This window comes from Pseudomonas sp. NPDC089734, assembly GCF_044748865.1.
In the GTDB taxonomy this organism is placed as follows: Bacteria; Pseudomonadota; Gammaproteobacteria; order Pseudomonadales; family Pseudomonadaceae; genus Aquipseudomonas.
Genome location: NZ_JBIVGV010000030.1, coordinates 1 through 18,092 on the forward strand (window position 1 = coordinate 1; position 18,092 = coordinate 18,092).

Genomic DNA, 18,092 nt, shown 5'->3' on the forward strand with positions numbered 1-18,092 from the left:
AGCCCATTCGGGTCAACCCATTCCACCGGGTTCGGCGCATAAACATAGAGGTTAGTCCCACCCGCATAACTGATCGGGTCCTTGCTGACAAACCGTCCTACCCTCGGATCATAGTACCGATAGCGGTTGTAGTGCAGCCCCGTCTCGTGGTCATGGTACTGGCCCTGGAAGCGGATCGGGTTGGTCAGGCCGAGTTGTTGTGCGCTGGCTGAACGCTGTTCCTTGATTTCACCCCACGCCTTGTACTGCGCACTCCAGGCGATGTCGCCGTGCTGGTCGGTGAGTTCCTGGGGCGTGCCCAGATGGTCGCACTGGTACCAGGCCAGAGCGTCGAAGGGGGGGACCTCGGGTTTGTGGTGCCACAGCGGGTCGTCGTCGAAGTCGTACGGGCCGCTGTAGTCCGGCAGGTCGAGCAGCTGGATCGGGCTCTGGCGAAGGGCCTGGGCCACGGGGATGAAGCTGCCCGGTTCGTAAAGGTAGTGCACGGTACGGCCGGTGCCGCTTTCGTGCTGCGCCGGGCTGCTTTCCCAGGCCAGAGTGTCGCCGTCCCAGCCGTACAGGGTGAAGCCGCAGCCCAGTTCCCGTTGTTTACGGCCATATTCGTTGCGGTTCCACTGGGTGCCCGCCTCGGGACGGTTCCGGGTGTGGGCGGTCGAGTGCTTGTACAGGCGTCGGCCCAGGGCGTCGTAGGCGTAGTCCACCGCCAGGCGGGCGTCGTCGAAATGCACCAGGCGGTCGAACAGGTCCCAGGTCAGGCGGCTGTAGGCACCGTTGTGCCAGCGTTGCACCTGGTTGCCGCGGTCGTCGTATTCGTAGTGGGTGCCAGCGTATTCGCGCAGCAGGTTGTCGAGCAGCTGGCTGCGTTTGGGGTCCTGGTCCAGCGGGCGGCGGATGTCGGCGACGGTGTCGTCCAGCAGGTTGCCGGCCGGGTCGAAGGCGAAGGTTTCCACGCCCTGACGGCTGATGGCGCTGAGCAGCCTGCCCACCGGGTCGTAGCGGTAGGCCAGCGGACCGCGGCGGCTGTCGTTGATGTCGGTCAGTTGCCCGGCGGCGTCGTAGGTGTATTCGCGCTTGAGCAGCGTGGATTTGTCGTCCGGACGGCCCAGCAGTTGTTCCGTCAGGCGACCGGCCGGGTCCCATTGCTGGGTCTGCAGCAGGCGGTTGCCCTGATGACGGGCGATCTCGCGGTGCAGGTCGTCGCGCTCGTAGCCGATCAGGTCGTGATCGTCCAGGCGCAGGCCCAGCAGGTGGCCGCTGCCGTAGGTCAGCCAACTGACCCGGTGCCCGTCCGGGCGCACGGTGGCGATGCGCTGGTTGAGCACGTCGTATTCGTGCTGCCAGACCGCGACCTGCGGTTTGTCCAGGCCCAGGTAGTGCTGGTGTTCACGCAGCAGGTTACCCGCCGGGTCGTGGAACCATTGCAGGCGGCTGTCGGTGTTGCTGGCCTGGATCATCTGACCATTGCCGTTATAGGCAAAGGTTTCGGTCTGGGACCGATCACCCAAATGCGCTGTACGCTCGATAAGACGCCCCATAGGGTCGAATCGAACAGAAACACTGCGCTCACCACTCAGGGTTCTGAGCAAACGGCCACTTGCAGGCTCGTACTGATAACGCCTGGTACGACCATCAAAACCTGTTTCGTCCAGCAAACGTCCGATCGAGTCGTAATGAAAATGCGCACGGCGTTCGTTTTCGTTTTCCAGGGCCACCAAACGTCCGAGCTTGTCCCAACGATAACGTACAGCTTGCTCAGCGGCATCCACACGCTCGTCGATCAGGCCCGCGACGGTGTAAGTCCAGGTGGTGCAGCGCTCAAGGGCATCGACGTGAGCCAGTAACCTGCCCTCCGCGTCGCGCTCAAAACGCTCTTCGGTCTTGTCCGGATGGATGGTCAACACCAAGTGCCCAGCCTTGTACTGGTGCTCAGTGGTATTGCCCGCCGCATCGGTGAAGCTGGTCAGTTGACCCAGGTCGTTGTATTCCCAGGCGCTGGTCTTGCCGGAGCAGTCGGTGTATTCGACCAGTTGCCCGGCATCGTTGTAGGCCAGGGCCTTTTCGTTGCCGTTAGCGTCCTTGATCGCCGTGGGTAAACCTGCATCGTTATAAGCGTATTCCGTCTTGTTACCCAACGGGTCGACGGTTTCCACCAGGTTACCGCTGTCGTCATAGGCCCGCAGCCACAGCCCGCCTTCAGCATCGCTGATCTTGATCAACTGGTCCTGATCGTCGTAGGCATAGTGCACGACGGTATTGTCAGGACGAATATGCTGTAGCAGGTTGCTGTGGTCATCGTAGCTGTAGCGATCCTCGCCGCCATCAGCACGAATATGCCGAACCACGTTCTGGGCATCGTCACGGAAGAACCAATCCGAACGGTTATCGGCATGACGAATGCGGTAGGTGTAGCCCTTGATGTCGTAGTAGTGCCAGGTTTCATGACCCAGAGCATCGGTGACGTAGGTCAGGCGGATATTTTCGTCCCACTCCAGGCGAGTGTCGAAGCTGCCGTCGTCGGCCCATTCGCGCACAGCCCGAGCTTTGGGACTCGTGCCATTCCATTGCAGGTTCAAACCGCGACCTGTCCGGTCGGTGTAACGGGTAATCAGGTGAGACTGGTAGTAATACTGCCAACTGGCTCCGTTTTCATCCTGAGCCTGAACCAGATCGCCATAAGCGTCGTACTGGTAGCGGCAAAGCTGACGCTGGGGTTTGCCGTCCTTGATTTCCCATAGACCGATCAGGCGACCTTGCTCATCCAGCATCGTGCCCAGATGCAAATGCACCTTGCTGATATCGCCGCCTTTATAGGTGAGGATATCCGACAACTCTCTGGAATCACCGTGGCGGTGCTCGTAATGCAGCGTAACCCCGGCACCGTTGCGCAACTCGATACGGGTAAGGCGGAACTGCTTACCGTCACGAACGTAAGTTTCCTTGCGTTCGAGGGCACGACACAGCACCAGGGTGTCTTCGAGAGTACGCACCACCGTAAGATTTTCGATGGCATCGTAGTGGAACAGGCCCACTGCGGGTAGCGAGAAGGCATGGCTACGTCCATCAGCGTCGTGGAACAGCAGACCGTCATCTATAAGGTCGAAGCGAGTGGTAAACGCGGTGATCCAACGGGCACCCAATACGCCTTCATCATAGGCGTTCAGGCTTGAAAGGTAGGTACGGGTCCACTCGACAGGATACGGCCCGGACAACTTGAAGTCCGTATGAGCAAGCGATTCCGAACCCGTGGAAAAGTTGATGCTGTTACACGTGCCAGGGCAAGTACCGTTCTTGGCCGAGTTGGGCTCCTTCTCAGCCTGTACTTCGTTTTTCCTGACTTCGGTCCGTCCTTCTCCACGCTGGTTTTTGGCTTTACTGGTCACACCAAGCTTCACGTTTCCGGCCTGACCATGCCCATTGCGAAGACTCCAGACCTCGACCGCCTTGGTCAAAATACTGAGCAAGGCACCAATGGAGTAAGGCGAGCCGGGATCACTGAGGCTTTTTAACTGAGTCTTCAGCTCTGGCCCCATGGCAATTAACAAACGCGTTTGTTCAGCCACCAGTTTCTTGGCTTCTTCAGGCATCAAGAGCTCTGTGGCGCTATTAACTACTGCCTTTCCTGCCGCCATGTAGATATCGCATGCGGCACCAAGGAAATTGCTGAAAACCGAATCAGGATCATGCTGGATGCCATTTATCTTTTCCCTGGCTGCTTTTAGATGCTTCGTCGTATCCAGATCGCTGTTGACGACTGCATTTAATCCTTCAGCAATCTCCTTGAGGATTTCCTCACCTTTCACGCCTGCCTTATCGAGAATATCCGGAAGTTCAGCCGTGGCTGTTTTCACGAAGTCGTCGATTTCACCCACGATGGTCGCATTCAGGTGCCCGACAATCATGTTGATCAGCGCATCGCCAAGCATTGCCTTGCCAGCGACTTTCATCTCCTGCCGCACCAGATACAGGGCAGGTCGCAAGCTCATGCGTGCTGCCGCCATGGCAGGTGGTGCAGGAATAACACCAATCAGGTCAATGCCCAATGTCACCCAGTCAAGCGGGTCACGTTTCTCGCTTTTAACAAGCGTGACAATGTCATTCAGAACATCAATCAACGCCATGATATTGCCCACTACAGGCAACGCACCGGCAAAGTTCTGAATGCGGTCAAGCGTCACGATGCCACCACTGACCTCCTGCAACCAGGCATCGAACTTGGCCGCATCACGTCCAACATCCACAACCTGAATTCTGTCGAGCGGGACAATCGCAACCTGGGTTTCACGTTTGACTACAGCCGTTGTCTCGGTCATGACAGCATCTCACCCGCCAGCAGGTCGGGGGTTTTCAAGGTGATCGTGGGCGGGGTAATGGTCGGCAGACTTGGCAAAGTGGGCAGGGCCGGCAGTGTCGGCAATTGTCCGGCCTTGCTGGCGGTGCTCAACAGCGATGAGGCGCTTGGCACGTTGACGCCTGCCAGGCTGGCCAGTTGCGGAAGCCCGGAAGCGCCGGCCTGAAGCGCGCTTTTCGCCTGTTGTGCGGTCTGCATTGCAGACTGCGCCTGCTGCACGACGCCCATGCCTTGCTGAACGGCGGCCATTCCGCTCTTGGCCATGTCCATGCCGTCGCTGACCAGCGACTTGCCGCTCTCCAGCAACGAAGCCGCCTTGCCCTCGGTCGGCAGCACACTGGCCACCATGGATCCGATCGACGACGGCGCGTCGTCAGTGGCCGGTTGTTCACGCGGCCACTCGGGTTTGCCGATGTAGCTGCCGTCGCTCCAGGTGTCTGCCGGGTCCTTGCCGAACACGACGCGGGCAGGCCCTGGAGCCGCACCGGACACCGTGGCAAAGCCATCGGCGTTGAGAGTGCCCTTGAGGCTCTTGCCCAGCGCGTCGATCACTTCGTAATCGCCGCCTTTGATGCCTTGCAGGTTGGCGTACTGGTTGAACAGTTCCAGCGTGCCCTGCCCCGGCTTCGGCGGCTCGGGGAAGACACCCGCCAGACTCTTGGCACCGGTGTAGGCAAAGTTCGCCGCGTGAGCGGTATAAGGCCCGGTCGTGGCGTGGGTAATGCCGCCAGCGTTGTAGGTCGTGGCGCTGCCACCGCCCTGAATCACCAGCTCGGTCTTGGCGGTGATGGTGATGCGGTCGGCATTGGCAGTGATGTTGAGCTTGGCCAGCAGGTTGATGCTGTCCTTCAGGGCCTTGACGTCGATGTCGCCGGACACCGCCACCAGTCGCCAGCCGAGGTTCTGCACGAACAGCCGCATGCCCTGGCTGGCACTGGCCAGCAAGCGTTTGCCGATGGACAGGCTGGTGTGCCCGGTGCTGCTCAGGCCCAGGTGTTCGCCGGTGGCGATGTGGCTGGAGCGCGGCGTGCTCAGGGCGATACCTGCCGGGCTGGCCAGTACCAGATGCGGCTCGGTGAATTCAGGGAATTCGTTGGCGCTCATGTTCGCCGGACCGCTGCCCAGAATGCCTTGATGCTGGGCATGCAGCGCCTTGGCCACGTCGTCCTGATCGCCCGCTTCCTGGGCCTGGACTTCACGGGCCTGGGCCCCCAGACCGTCCTGTTGCTCGGCGGCCGTCGCCAGCCGCTCGGCGGTTTCGGGCAGGTCCTTGTGGTGCTTGGATTCGTTGGGGCGCGGTTCGGTGGTGATCAACAGACCGGCCGCGGCCCGCACCGCGCCATGACGATCGGTGCGCAGCTCGAAGCCTTCACCTCGTGGCTGGCCGCCACTTGGACGCGGATGGGTCAGGTAGCCGAGGTTGATCGCACTGGCACCATGATCACTGCGCAGCGCGATGCTGATCTCGCTGGTGGTGTCGTCGATGCGCAGTTCGTTGGCGCGGCTGCCCTTGTATTCCTTGCTCTTGACCGTGGCCAGGGTCTTGAAGTCGGGCAGCTTGTACGGCGGCAGGTTGACGCCGTGGTACAGGCAGCCGGTGAGCAGCGGCTGGTCGGGGTCGCCTTCCAGGAAGGTGATCAACACTTCCATACCGATGCGCGGCAGGTTGATCGAGCCGAAGTTCTGGCTGGCCCAGTTCGACGCCACACGCATCCAGCAACTGGTCTTGTCGTCGTGCTGGCCTTCGCGGTCCCAGAAGAACTGCACCTTCACCCGGCCATACTGGTCGCAGAAGATTTCTTCGCCTTCAGGGCCGGTGACCACGGCCCGCTGGGTGCCCAGCACCTTGGGCTTGGGGTGATCCAGCGGCGGACGGTACGGTACATCCCAAGGGGTGGCCGTGAAACGGTTGCGGTAACCCTGGTGGAAATCGTCCTTGAGGTCGGTGGTGTCGCTGGTGACCGACTCTTCCAGCACTTGCGGCTGCTTGCCTTCGTGGAAGATTTCGGTCAGCAGCCACAGGTCGTTCCAGGCGGTGTTGGCGTGCCCGGTCAGGGACAGGAAATGCCCGGTGACCAGCAGCGGCTGGTCGCTGTTGCCCTCGGCCAGGCGGTAGTCGCTGCGATGGCGCTCCAGTGCCCGGTTGGCCAGGTGCTTGCCGCGCTCGCGGTCGACGAAGCGTCCCGGATAATCGTAATCCTCCAGGTCCGGCTGGGCATCGCTCTTGGCGTCGCTCTCCAGCTCGATACGCGGCTTGGTGAAGTCGTAGTCACGTCGTGTAGTGCGGCTGGTGCGGGTCTCCAGACGCAGGCCAAAGCGCTTGATCACCGGATCGTCGGCCACCAGACCGCTGTCCTGCTGGTAAGCCACCGGGGCCAGTTTGGGGAAGACGGTCTGGTCGTCGCCGAACACCAGCATGTGACCACTGCTGCTGTGCTGGAAGTGGTAGTGGATACCTTCCTCTTCACACAGGCGCTGGATGAATTGCAGATCGGACTCGTCGTACTGCACGCAGTACACCCGCTCGGGGTACACCGCGCTCAGCTGGAATTTGTGATCGCTGGCCAGGATGCCGTGTTCTTCGAGCACCTGGGCAATGATCTGCGGCACCGTCATCTGCTGGAAGATGCGCTGATTGATGCGATGGGCCAGGTAGGCCAGTTGCGGACGCAGGCTGATCCGGTAGCGGGTCAGGCGCTTGCCCGCCTCGCCCTGGGCGATGCTGTACACCAGCCCGTGAATACCGGTGCCCGAGGGGGACAGTTGCAGGAACGCGAGCTTGTGCAGCAGCGCTTCAAGGTCCAGCGAGGCTTTTTCGCTGACCAGTTCCAGTTCGAACTCGAACGGCGTGTTCAGGGCTTCGCGCCCCTGAAAGGCCAGGACCTGAAAGTCCGCACCGTCGAGGGTCAGCGTGAAATGGGGCTGGTTGGCCGATGAGAACATCCCTTGTTCCTCGTGCAGAGCTGCAACATGCGAGAAGCGCCGTCTGGGCCCTTCTCGCATGTATGAATACGGGGGATAGCCTCCATCGATCCGCGAAACGGACCGATGGAGTCACACACGATCGACCGGCCTTAGCCTGCGACCGGAGAACGCCAGTCATCGGAACCGGAAGTGCCGCTGACTTCGTGGGTCCAGGTGATCTTGCGGTAGGTGAAGTGCACGTCTTCCAGGTGGGTGAAGTGGGCGTTGGCCGGGTCCTGGCAGTTGTGCATGTAGTCCTTGATGTCGACGATGATCGCGTCTTCCAGGGTCGTGGTGTAGTAGTGTTCCTGGGTGCCGGCTGCCGAAGTGCGGTACCAGTGGATGACGATCTCGGTCAGACGCTCACCGGAAGTCAGGGCCGCCAGCAGCAGGGGCGAAGCCTTGTCGAAAACCTTGGTGATGACCACAGGCTTGTGGACGCGCTGGCCGGTAGGCTGGCCGGATTGCGGGTCACGCGGGATGATGACTTCGTGCTGGAAGCCCTGGACCATGACCTGGTCTTCGTGACCTTCCTGGTAAGTGTTGCCCACCGAGTCGGCGGTGAACGCGCCAGCAGTGATCAGACCTTGTTTGGTGCCAGTGACGGACATGTACGCGGGTGTTGCCATGAGGATGCTCTCCTTGCTGAAAAAGGCGGAACCGGAGGGCAGAAAGGCCGGCCCGGTAGCCAGGAGATATCAAAAGGCATGCCAATCAGAAAAATACGGTTACAAATCATGGACTTATCTAAAAACAACGTAGTCCATTTCAGAAAACCCTGTAGGAAAGTGGAATAAAGTGCGCAAGAAGTTGCGCACCACTGCGCAACTTCTTGCGCACTCCTCTGTAAACCTTGAATTTAAAAGCCTGCAACGATGTACCCACAGGCTTATCCACATTTAAGTGCGCAACTTCTTGCGCAGTAGGGAAAAATCGCGAAATGACCTATTGCGCCAGGAAGTGGATGCGAAAACTCGCCCCGCCCAATGGCGAATCGTCCAGGGTCAGACGGGCGCTGTAGCTTTCGATGATGTCCTTGACCACGGCCAGGCCGATTCCCTGACCCGGGTTCTGGCGGTCCAGCCGCTCGCCACGCTCCAGGATACGTGCCCGCTGACGCAACGGGATGCCGGGCCCATCATCCTCGACGCACAGCTCATCCCCTGACGCCGAAGAGTGAAAACTGACCTTCACTTCCCCCAGGCACAGCCGGTAAGCGTTTTCCAGCAGGTTGCCGAGCATTTCCAGCAGCGCCCCTTCTTCCATGGGCACATGGCATTGTTCGGGCAGATCCAGCGTGATCTTGACCTGCTTGTCGCGGTACACCTTCTCCAGCGTGTTGCACAGGCTTTCGACCACCGGCCGCAGCATCACATAGTGCCGAACCAGCCCGCTCTTGCGCAGACTGGCCCGCTGCAATTGATAGCCGATCTGCTGACTCATGCGTTCGATCTGGGATTGCAGAACCCGTGCCTGCTCGACATCCTCGGGGCGCTTGGCGATGTTCTCGCTGACGCCCTGCAACACCGCCAGAGGGGTTTTCAGGCTATGGGCCAGATCGCCCAGGGAATCCCGGTAACGGATGCGCTGCTCGCGCTCGCTGCGCAACAGGCGGTTCAGGGAGTCCGTCAGGCGCAGCAGCTCACTGGGATGCTCTTCACTCAAACTGTCACGGGCACCGGCCTCGACCTGATCCAGTTCCTGACTCAACCCCTTGAGCGCTCGCAAGCCCCAGGTCAGCCCCACCCACAAAAGTCCGAGCAGCACCAGCAAGGCACCACCAAACCCCAGGTAAAGCTTCTGTCGCAGACCGGCAATGGTTTCCTGATAGTCGCGCAACGGTTGCAGGGCCACGACGCTGAACGCGGCATTGCGCCCGCCCAGCAGGCGGATCTCGGCATCGTAGACAAAATACTCTTCGCCATCGACTTCCTTGATCTTGGTGAACTGGCTGCCCTGCCCGTCATAGTGCGGACGGTATCGAATGTGCTCGCCTTCAGTCCCCATCGAGCGCCAGACCAGTTGGCCTTGAAGGTTATAGATGTACCCCAGCAAACGACTGCCCGGCAGGTTGAACTGCTCGCCGGGCAATAACGAAGGCATCAGCAGGCGACCGTCTTCGACGCGGGCCGCGGAAATCATGGTCGTCACGTCCGACGCCAGACGCTGCTCGATGGCACCCCGCAAGGCCAGGCTGAATGCGCCCTGCAAGGCCGGCAACATCAGCAGCATGAAAATCACCGCCAGGGTGGCGGCGGCCAGCATCAAGCGCAGGCGCAGCGAACGAATCATGTACAGCGCTCAGTAAACAGATACCCCATGCCACGCACCGTCTCGATGGGTTTGAAGGCCTGCGCCCCTTCCAGCTTGCGCCGCAGTCGCCCGACCAGCACTTCGATCACATTCGGATCGCGCTCGTCGTCATCCGGGTACAGCTGCTCCATCAGGCGCTCCTTGGGCACCACTTGCTGATGATGAAGCATCAGGTATTCAAGAATCCGGTATTCATAGGCCGTCAACGCCAGTGGCTGCTCATCCAGCGCCGCCTGCTTGCGATTGAGGTCGAGCAACAGAGGCCCGGCCGTGATGGTCGATTGAATGAACCCGCTGGAACGGCGCAACAGGGCATTGAGTCGTGCCTCCAGTTCCTCGAACTGAAACGGCTTGACCACATAATCATCCGCTCCGGCGGCCAGGCCTTCGACCTTGTCCTGCCAGTTGCCGCGGGCGGTGAGGATCAGAATCGGAAAGGCCTTGCCCTGGGCGCGCAACTGGCGAATCAGGTCCAGCCCTCCAATGCCCGGCAAGCCGAGGTCGATCACCGCCAGATCATGATTGAACTGGCCGACCTGATACAGCGCCTCCTCGGCATTGGCCACTGCCTCCACCACATGCCCCACCTCGGTCAGGCGGGTCCACAGGTGATGACGTAGCAAGGCTTCGTCCTCGACCACCAACAACTTCATGCAGCTCTCCCCTAAGACAAAGAATGAAACGACATCCCCGGATCGGTACTCAACAGTCTGGCATTCAAGGGCAAACGCTGCGTCGGATCATATTCGCCCGACAGGGCTTCGCGACTGACCGGCACGCCATTGTAGGTGCCGCACAGGCTGCCATAAACAGGCGGCGCATAAAGCCCCTGTGTCGATGCCCCCAACGAGGCCTGCCAACCCGGCCCCTGACGCCAGACGCTGGCCTCGTCGGACCGTTCGCTGGTCTTGCCGAACTCGATACGTGCCGCTTCCAGCAGGCCATCACCGGCCTGTGCCGCAGCACTTCCCCCCAGAAAAGCCAACGCCAGGAAAAACTTGTTGAGGTTCAACATGAGAACTCCTTTTGCGCTCGGGAACGCGATCAAAGTACGGATTCACAGTAGCCCCCACGGCCTGAACTCTTACTGAACACGCTCTGAACCGTCGCTGAACGGAAACACACGATAAAAACGGCAGAATCGACTAGGCTTTGCCCTCTTCCCACCTTTAGAAGGAGCTGAACATGCGTCTGTGGATTGCGTTGATCATGATGAGCCTCACCGGGCTGGCCCAGGCGGCCATCAAGACCGAGCAGATCGACTACCAGAGTGCCGACGGCACAAAACTGGTGGCTTACTACGCCTATGACGATGCCATCAAGGGCCAGCGCCCCGGTGTTCTGGTGGTCCACGAATGGTGGGGGCTGAACGATTACGCCAAGCGCCGCGCCCGCGACCTCGCGGCGCTGGGCTACAGCGCCATGGCCATCGACATGTACGGCGACGGCAAGAACACCGAACACCCCAAGGACGCCATGGCATTCATGCAAGCGGCCCTGAAAGACAGCGACGCCGCCAACAAACGCTTCGATGCCGGCCTTGAGCAATTGAAGAAACATCCCCAGACCAACCCGAACAAGATCGCAGCCATCGGCTACTGTTTCGGCGGCAAGATCGTGCTCGATGCCGCACGCCGCGGCGAGCCACTGGCGGGTGTGGTGAGCTTCCATGGCGCGCTGGTCACCAATACGCCAGCCAAACCGGGCATCAAGGTGCCAATGCTGGTAGAACACGGCGCCAAGGACAGCATGGTCACGCCAGAGAACGTCGTGGCGTTCAAGAAGGAAATGGACGACGCCAAGGCCGACTACAAGTTCGTCAGCCTCGAAGGCGCGAAACACGGCTTCAGCAACCCCGACGCCGACCGCCTGAGCCATGGCGAGCATGGCGGCCCGGACATCGGCTACAACAAGGCCGCCGACCAGCGTTCGTGGGCGGACATGCAGGCGTTCTTCAAGAAAATATTTGGTTGAGTTTTCGCCCTCGCCGGTGCGCAAGCATACGGATTGTGTGGGACCGGATTTATCCGGGAAGGCGGTATTTCTGATCTACAGAAAGACGCTGGATGTACATCCCTCTTCGCTCAGCCCTTCCGTGGGAGCGAATTCATTCGCGATAGGCTCGTGAAGTTGAATAAGGTCTATCGATTTCAATGACGTCTCGCGAATGAATTCGCTCCTACGGGGTGACAGGTTCGCGAATGAGTTCCATATGGAAACGAATTCATTCGCGAATGCGTTTCCACATCCGGCACAATGCCGCCCATGACTCGAATTCCGACACTCCCCGCCTGCTGCTCCGAACCGGTCCGACACTGGCCACTGCCCCGGCCCGTGCCGGGTGCGGTATTGGTCAGCAGCCATTTCGATCCGCAGAAGCTGGCCGACGGTGATTTTCAGCGTTGCGCCATTGCTCCTCCCGCCAGCATTCAGCGCTCGGTCGCCAAGCGTCAGGCCGAGTTCCTGGCCGGTCGGCTCTGTGCCCGTGAAGCCCTGCACCGACTCGACGAACGCCTGTACGTCCCGGCCATCGGTGAAGACCGTGCGCCGATCTGGCCAGGCGATATCTGCGGTTCGATCACTCACAGCACCGGCTGGGCTGCAGCCATCGTTGCGTCCAGACAACAATGGCGCGGCCTGGGCCTGGATACCGAAAACCTGTTGAGCACCGATCGCGCCAGCCGTCTGGCCGGGGAAATCCTCACCGCCGACGAACTGGCCGCCATGGCCGCAGGCCCCGAAGAACAGATCGCCTTGCGCGTGACCCTGACCTTTTCCATCAAGGAAGCCCTGTTCAAGGCGCTCTACCCCATCGTGCAAAAGCGCTTCTATTTCGAGGACGCTCAAGTGCTGGGCTGGTCGGAAGACGGCAACGTGCGCCTGCGCCTATTGATGGACCTGTCCAGTGAGTGGCACAGCGGCAAGGAACTCGAAGGCCAGTTCAGCCTGCACGACCAGCATTTGCTGAGTCTGGTGAGCATTCCTGCCTGATCAGGCGGGCAGCGGGCAATGCTCGCAGCGCCCGACCCACTCGACCCGATGGCTCAGGCAACAGGTGCGGCGCTGCCGACGCGGTGCCGAACCGTCCGCCTGCTCGACATAACTCACAGCCTGAAACAATGGATTACGCCGTCCATCCGGACGTTGAGGGTGAGTCAGCAACGCCCAGCCCTTTTCAAGAGGCACATTGCTGCATCGCCCCAACTGCGTGAGACAGGCCTCCAGATAATCCCCGGCACTGCCCCACAGCACGCCACGGGACACATGGCCATAAACGCTCAACAACTTGATGACAGGCTGCAGATTGTCATCGAGCAAACCGGCAAAGCGCTGAAAAGGGTCGACGGGGCGCTCACGCAAAGACTCACCACGCGCCAGTAGCTTCACGCCCGCAGGCACACCACGCTCATCCAGCGCCACCGCCACCTGATCCAGATGCAACGGCCAGTACCACTCCTGGACCAGCCCCGCCGCCATCAACGGCGGAATCACCTGCATGAAGTAATACTTGGCCCATTGCGACACCAGCACCGGCAAATGAGCAGGCATCAGATCAGGCCCGTAAAGCCCCAGTAGCAGCGCATCCATGCGTGACGGCTGAAGCAGTTCCGCCAATGTCGTCACCGGGCGCGGGTCGTCCGCTGTCAGCAGCGTCTGCCCGAACGGCTCCAGAGGTCCGGTGAACAGAACGCTCATCGTGACACCTGAGTGCGCGGCCAGGTCAGCGTAAAGCAGGCACCGCCCAGGCTGCCGCTGCGGTCGATGGAAGCACGGCCTTCGTGCCAGTGAATGATCCGGCGCACGATGGACAACCCCAGGCCGTGCCCGCCGGAAGCCCGCGTCCGGCTGTCGTCCAGACGCATGAATGGCGTGAAGATCTGCTCCCAGGCGCTTTCCGGCACACCGGGTCCATCGTCCTCCACATCAAGACGGCAACACCCCGGCTCCAGCCGATAACGGATACTGACCTGCGATTCGGCATGGCGCAGCGCATTGCTCACCAGATTCTGTACGGCACGATGCAGATAACGCGGTTCGGCATCGACCCAGGCCACCTCGCCCTGAGTCGTGATCACGCACTCACCGCGAGAAACCCGCACATTGGCACGCAGAGGGGCCAGCTCAGCGATGACCCGATTGATCAAGGCATCCAGATCGATACGCTGAAAACTCAGGGTCGGAGCGCCCTGCTCCAGCCGGGCATAGGTCAGCATCTCGTCCACCAGCTTGTCGAGGTCCTGAATGTCGCTGTCCATGCCCGCCATGTATTTATGTCGCGCCTCAGGCGTGGTCGCATCCTGAATCATTTCCAGACCAAAACGCAGGCGCGATACCGGCGTACGCAGCTCATGGGACACCGCCCGCACCAATTCGCGCTGGATCATCAGCGAACGCTGCAAATGCTCGGCCATGCTGTTGAACGCCGCCGCCAGACGACCGACCGAATCACTGCCTTCAGTCGGCACCCGCGTTTGCAGACTGCCTTGCGCGATCAAGGTCGCAGCGGCCTCCAAAGCCTGCACTCGTCGCTCAAGACGCCGCACCAACAGATAAACCACCACTCCGATGAAACACAGCCCCACCAACGCAATCAGCACCAGCAATTGCGGCGGGTAAGGATTCATCTGGTACAGCGGGCCGATCTCCAGCACCCAGTTGGTATCGACGATCCCGGACAGCACGCGGATGGAGTCGCCGCCCTTGCCCAGCGCCATGACCGTGTCGCCTTCATAGACTCGCCGACGCTGGTCGTCGTCCAGATCCGCCTGATCCAGCGCAATCAGGTTCAGGTCGAACCCGAAGCCCTTGTTCACCCGCAAGGCTTGCAGGCGCGCCGGTTGTTCATCGACGGGCAGGCGCACCAGTTCGTCGATCAACAGATAAATGGTGGCCCGCGCCAGTTGCTCGGTGATCTGCTGCACTTCACCGGTCAGCAAGAGCGGTTCCTGATCACTGAGCTGACGATAGACCCTGGCCGCGTGCGGGCCGATCTGTTCGACCACCACCTGCCCACGCTGCAAACGGCTACGAGCGCTGCTGTCCAGGTGTGCCTCTTCGACGCTCTGCAATGCCAGCGGAATCCCCAGCAAACGCTCCCAGAGCGCCAGCGCACGACGGCGCTCGATATCGTTCAGAGGGATCAGGTTATCGGCCATCACGGTAAAGGTGCCGTGAGCCAGCCGTTCGCGATACTGGCCGCTGCGCTCCTGATTGAGCAGGTGCAGCGCCAGCACGCCCAGCAAGGCCACCAGCACCAGAACACTCAGCATGCCGCCGTAAATGCGCAGGAAAATGGAGTTCATGGGGTCAGCCGTTCAGGACAAAGCTGTTCATGTCCTGCGCCGCTTCAGGCACGAACAGATAGCCTTTGCTGCGCACGGTCTTGATCAGACGCGGATGAATGGGATCGTCGCCGATTCGCGGGCGGATGCGCGAAATCCGTACATCGATGGAACGGTCCTGCCCGTCATAGCCCACCCCACGCAGGGCCGTGAAGATTTCTTCCCGGGACAGCGTGCGCCCGGCATTGGCGACCAGCAACCACAGCAAGTCGAACTCGGCTCCGGTCAACTCGATGCACTGACCCCGCAGCCAGGCCTCGCGCAGGGCGTTATCCACCACCAGCGGGCCGAACACCAGACGGCGCAGCTCGGCGGCAGGCACCTGAGGGGCCTCGCTGCGCCGCAGCAGGGCGTGAATACGCGCCAGCAACACCCGCGGATGAACCGGCTTGCAGACGAAATCGTCCGCGCCGGTGTCCAGGCCCTGAACCTGATCGGAGTCGTCGGTGCGCGCGGTGAGCATCAGGATCGGCCCGTCATAGCGGTCACGCACCTTGCGGCAGATGCTCAGACCGTCTTCGCCGGGAAGCATCAGATCCAGAATCACCAGGTCCGGCTGCTCATCGATGATGCGTGCCGCCGCCCGGGTGCCATGACTTTCAATGCTCACATCCAGACCGTTGCCCTGCAGGTAATCGCAGGTCAACTCGGCCAATCGCTGATCGTCTTCCACGATCAGCACCCGCCAGTTTTCTCGCTCCACACGCAGCCTCCTGTTGTTGTTATTCAAGGGCATGTTCTCTCGCATCGGTGAAGGCGATTGTAGCAATCGCCCGGCCAAGCACACGACATGCCAGAACGGCCTTGCACGATGTGTTTTTTGTGATAGGGTTCGCGCCCGCAAAAATCGGCCTCGCGCCGCTGAGAGATGTAAAAAACAATGACAAACGGTCCGGCTCAGTAGTTATGCGGCCTACACGCGATACGGGCGTTTCATACACAAACTACACACAAGCTTATCCACAGGTCGTGCGTTGCAATTGCTATCCAAAACGCATTATCTTGTAGCCCGAACCACAGAGACACCCTACATGTAGGGTTTTCTGAAGAAACACCAGCACAACTCAATCGAGAAATTCAAGCATTTTTCTTGAGTCTGCAAGGTTGAACTTTAAGACGTGTTCAATGGCCCAAGCGACCGCGCCGAAAACAGACCGGCCCGGTACACGTTTTGCAACATCGAACGCGCACTCTTCACCAGATTTTCCAGGGGATCGGCATTGAGCCGGCCCCTTTTTGACTTCAAAGCCCGGGAATGGCGATCACACCCTTCCTGACTCCGTTTTGAAGTCCTTGAGTTGCCCCATTTGGCGACTGAATGCCTCAAGACGGAACGGTGGGCGGCTCTGCTGCCCAAACAAACTTAAAGAACGTGGAGACACCCATGCAAACAGACACAACTCGCGAGAACTCGCCGACCAAGGCGCCGCAATCCGGCCAGGGCCAACAGGACCTGTCCGCGACCGCTCCGGGTCAACTGCGCGTGATCAAGCGTAACGGCACTGTCGTTGCCTACACCGATGACAAGATCACCGTCGCCATCACCAAAGCGTTTCTTGCAGTTGAGGGCGGCAACGCTGCCGCCTCGTCACGTATCCACGACACCGTTGCCCGCCTGACCGAACAGGTCACGGCCACCTTCAAGCGTCGCATGCCGTCGGGCGGCACCATCCACATCGAAGAAATCCAGGACCAGGTCGAACTGGCCCTGATGCGTGCCGGCGAGCAGAAAGTCGCTCGCGACTACGTCATCTACCGTGACTCCCGCGCCAAGGAGCGCGCCGGTCGTGCTGGCGAAACACAAGTCCAGGCTCACCCGTCGATCCGCATCACCCGCCCTGATGGCAGCCTCGCGCCGCTGGACATGGGCCGCCTGAACACCATCGTCACCGAAGCGTGCGAAGGCCTGGCTGAAGTCGACGCCAACCTGATCCAGACCGAAACCCTGAAGAACCTGTACGACGGCGTTGCACTGAAAGACGTCAACACCGCACTGGTCATGACCGCCCGTACCCTGGTCGAGCGTGAGCCGAACTACTCGTTCGTCACCGCCCGCCTGCTGATGGACACCCTGCGTGCCGAAGGCCTGAGCTTCCTGGAAGTGGCCGACAGCGCCACCCACCACGAAATGGCCGACCTGTACGCCAAGGCCCTGCCGGCCTACATCGCTACCGGTATCCAGTACGAACTGCTCAACCCTGTGCTGGCCGACTTCGACCTGGTCAAACTGGGCAAGGCCATCAACCACGAGCGCGACCAGCAGTTCACCTACCTGGGCCTGCAGACCCTGTACGACCGTTACTTCATCCACAAGGATGGCGTGCGTTTCGAACTGCCGCAGATCTTCTTCATGCGTGTGGCCATGGGCCTGGCGATCGAAGAGAAAGCCAAGGAAGACCGCGCCATCGAGTTCTACAACCTGTTGTCGTCCTTCGACTACATGGCCTCGACCCCGACCCTGTTCAACGCCGGTACCCTGCGTCCACAGCTGTCCAGCTGCTACCTGACCACCGTGCCGGACGACCTGTCGGGCATCTACCACGCGATCCACGACAACGCCATGCTGTCCAAATTCGCGGGCGGCCTGGGCAACGACTGGACACCGGTGCGTGCACTGGGCTCCTACATCAAGGGCACCAACGGCAAGTCGCAAGGCGTCGTTCCGTTCCTGAAAGTGGTCAACGACACCGCCGTTGCGGTCAACCAGGGTGGCAAGCGCAAGGGCGCTGTCTGTGCCTACCTGGAAACCTGGCACATGGACATCGAAGAGTTCATCGAGCTGCGCAAGAACACCGGTGACGATCGTCGTCGTACCCACGACATGAACACCGCCAACTGGATCCCTGACCTGTTCATGAAGCGCGTCTTCGACGACGGCAAGTGGACCCTGTTCTCGCCATCGGAAGTGCCGGACCTGCACGACCTGACCGGCAAGGCCTTCGAGGAACGTTACGAGTACTATGAAGCCCTGACCGAATACCCAGGCAAGATCAAGCTGTTCAAGACCATCCAGGCCAAGGACCTGTGGCGCAAGATGCTCTCGATGCTGTTCGAGACCGGCCACCTTGCCATTTTCGATGTGCCCGCGGGTTTCGGTCACCTCGAACCACTCCAGCAATTGAAGG

General features: G+C 60.5%; 12 protein-coding genes. 3 read left to right on the top strand and 9 right to left on the bottom strand.

The features are described from left to right. The 6 genes from ACIPY9_RS23965 to ACIPY9_RS23990 all read right to left on the bottom strand — a co-directional run. Nucleotides 1-4,310: RHS repeat-associated core domain-containing protein (locus ACIPY9_RS23965; protein WP_400707572.1), on the bottom strand; the 4,310-nt coding region annotated here is incomplete at its 3' end. Next, nucleotides 4,307-7,291, bottom strand: a complete 2,985-nt coding sequence (locus ACIPY9_RS23970) for a type VI secretion system tip protein VgrG (protein WP_400707575.1) — start codon at nt 7,289-7,291, stop codon at nt 4,307-4,309. The genes ACIPY9_RS23970 and ACIPY9_RS23965, both read right to left, overlap by 4 nt. A gap of 131 nt (nt 7,292-7,422) precedes the next feature. Next, a complete protein-coding gene (locus tag ACIPY9_RS23975; protein WP_400707578.1) occupies nt 7,423-7,941 on the bottom strand; it encodes an Hcp family type VI secretion system effector in 519 nt (172 codons plus the stop codon). 316 nt (nt 7,942-8,257) lie between these two features. Next, entirely contained in the window at nt 8,258-9,604 is a 1,347-nt protein-coding gene (locus ACIPY9_RS23980) for an ATP-binding protein (protein ID WP_400707581.1), read from the bottom strand. Next, complete coding sequence (locus tag ACIPY9_RS23985) at nt 9,601-10,278, bottom strand: response regulator (RefSeq protein ID WP_400707584.1); 678 nt, start codon at nt 10,276-10,278, stop codon at nt 9,601-9,603. The genes ACIPY9_RS23980 and ACIPY9_RS23985 overlap by 4 nt, the downstream gene beginning before the upstream one ends. 11 nt (nt 10,279-10,289) lie before the next feature. Next, nucleotides 10,290-10,640: a hypothetical protein gene (locus ACIPY9_RS23990; protein WP_400707587.1), complete on the bottom strand. Its 351-nt coding sequence runs from the start codon at nt 10,638-10,640 to the stop codon at nt 10,290-10,292. Between the two features lie 170 nt (nt 10,641-10,810). On the opposite strand from ACIPY9_RS23990, the gene ACIPY9_RS23995 reads away from it, so the two are divergent. Both ACIPY9_RS23995 and ACIPY9_RS24000 read left to right on the top strand, forming a co-directional pair. Beyond that, nucleotides 10,811-11,599 carry a dienelactone hydrolase family protein gene (locus ACIPY9_RS23995; RefSeq protein ID WP_400707590.1) on the top strand — a complete coding sequence of 263 codons (789 nt, stop codon included), beginning with the start codon at nt 10,811-10,813 and terminating at the stop codon, nt 11,597-11,599. A gap of 291 nt (nt 11,600-11,890) precedes the next feature. Next, on the top strand, nt 11,891-12,616 hold the full coding sequence (locus ACIPY9_RS24000; protein ID WP_400707593.1) for a 4'-phosphopantetheinyl transferase: 726 nt from the start codon (nt 11,891-11,893) through the stop codon (nt 12,614-12,616). On the opposite strand, the gene fhuF is transcribed toward ACIPY9_RS24000, so the two are convergent. From fhuF to ACIPY9_RS24015, 3 genes are read right to left on the bottom strand one after another with little or no spacing between them, the layout of a single operon-like run. Further along, the gene (gene fhuF, locus ACIPY9_RS24005) at nt 12,617-13,321 is read right to left on the bottom strand and encodes a siderophore-iron reductase FhuF (protein WP_400707596.1); all 705 of its coding nucleotides are present in this window, start codon (nt 13,319-13,321) and stop codon (nt 12,617-12,619) included. It lies immediately after the preceding gene. Further along, nucleotides 13,318-14,928, bottom strand: a complete 1,611-nt coding sequence (locus ACIPY9_RS24010) for an ATP-binding protein (RefSeq protein ID WP_400707599.1) — start codon at nt 14,926-14,928, stop codon at nt 13,318-13,320. The genes fhuF and ACIPY9_RS24010 overlap by 4 nt, the downstream gene beginning before the upstream one ends. 4 nt (nt 14,929-14,932) lie before the next feature. Then, nucleotides 14,933-15,670 (bottom strand): response regulator, encoded by a 738-nt coding sequence (locus tag ACIPY9_RS24015; protein ID WP_400707602.1) that lies wholly within the window; start codon nt 15,668-15,670, stop codon nt 14,933-14,935. A gap of 681 nt (nt 15,671-16,351) precedes the next feature. Between ACIPY9_RS24015 and ACIPY9_RS24020 the strand changes: the two genes are divergently transcribed. Continuing rightward, nucleotides 16,352-18,092, top strand: a 1,741-nt coding sequence (locus ACIPY9_RS24020; RefSeq protein WP_400707605.1) for a ribonucleoside-diphosphate reductase subunit alpha, incomplete at its 3' end; no start/stop codon positions are given.

Bases quoted from the DNA above. Each gene is read 5' to 3' on its own strand.
- ACIPY9_RS23985 (WP_400707584.1), bottom strand. From the start codon at position 10,278: ATGAAGTTGTTGGTGGTCGAGGACGAAGCCTTGCTACGTCATCACCTG.
- fhuF (WP_400707596.1), bottom strand. From the start codon at position 13,321: ATGAGCGTTCTGTTCACCGGACCTCTGGAGCCGTTCGGGCAGACGCTG.
- ACIPY9_RS23975 (WP_400707578.1), bottom strand. From the start codon at position 7,941: ATGGCAACACCCGCGTACATGTCCGTCACTGGCACCAAACAAGGTCTG.
- ACIPY9_RS23995 (WP_400707590.1), top strand. From the start codon at position 10,811: ATGCGTCTGTGGATTGCGTTGATCATGATGAGCCTCACCGGGCTGGCC.
- ACIPY9_RS23980 (WP_400707581.1), bottom strand. From the start codon at position 9,604: ATGATTCGTTCGCTGCGCCTGCGCTTGATGCTGGCCGCCGCCACCCTG.
- ACIPY9_RS23970 (WP_400707575.1), bottom strand. From the start codon at position 7,291: ATGTTCTCATCGGCCAACCAGCCCCATTTCACGCTGACCCTCGACGGT.
- ACIPY9_RS24010 (WP_400707599.1), bottom strand. From the start codon at position 14,928: ATGAACTCCATTTTCCTGCGCATTTACGGCGGCATGCTGAGTGTTCTG.
- ACIPY9_RS24000 (WP_400707593.1), top strand. From the start codon at position 11,891: ATGACTCGAATTCCGACACTCCCCGCCTGCTGCTCCGAACCGGTCCGA.
- ACIPY9_RS23990 (WP_400707587.1), bottom strand. From the start codon at position 10,640: ATGTTGAACCTCAACAAGTTTTTCCTGGCGTTGGCTTTTCTGGGGGGA.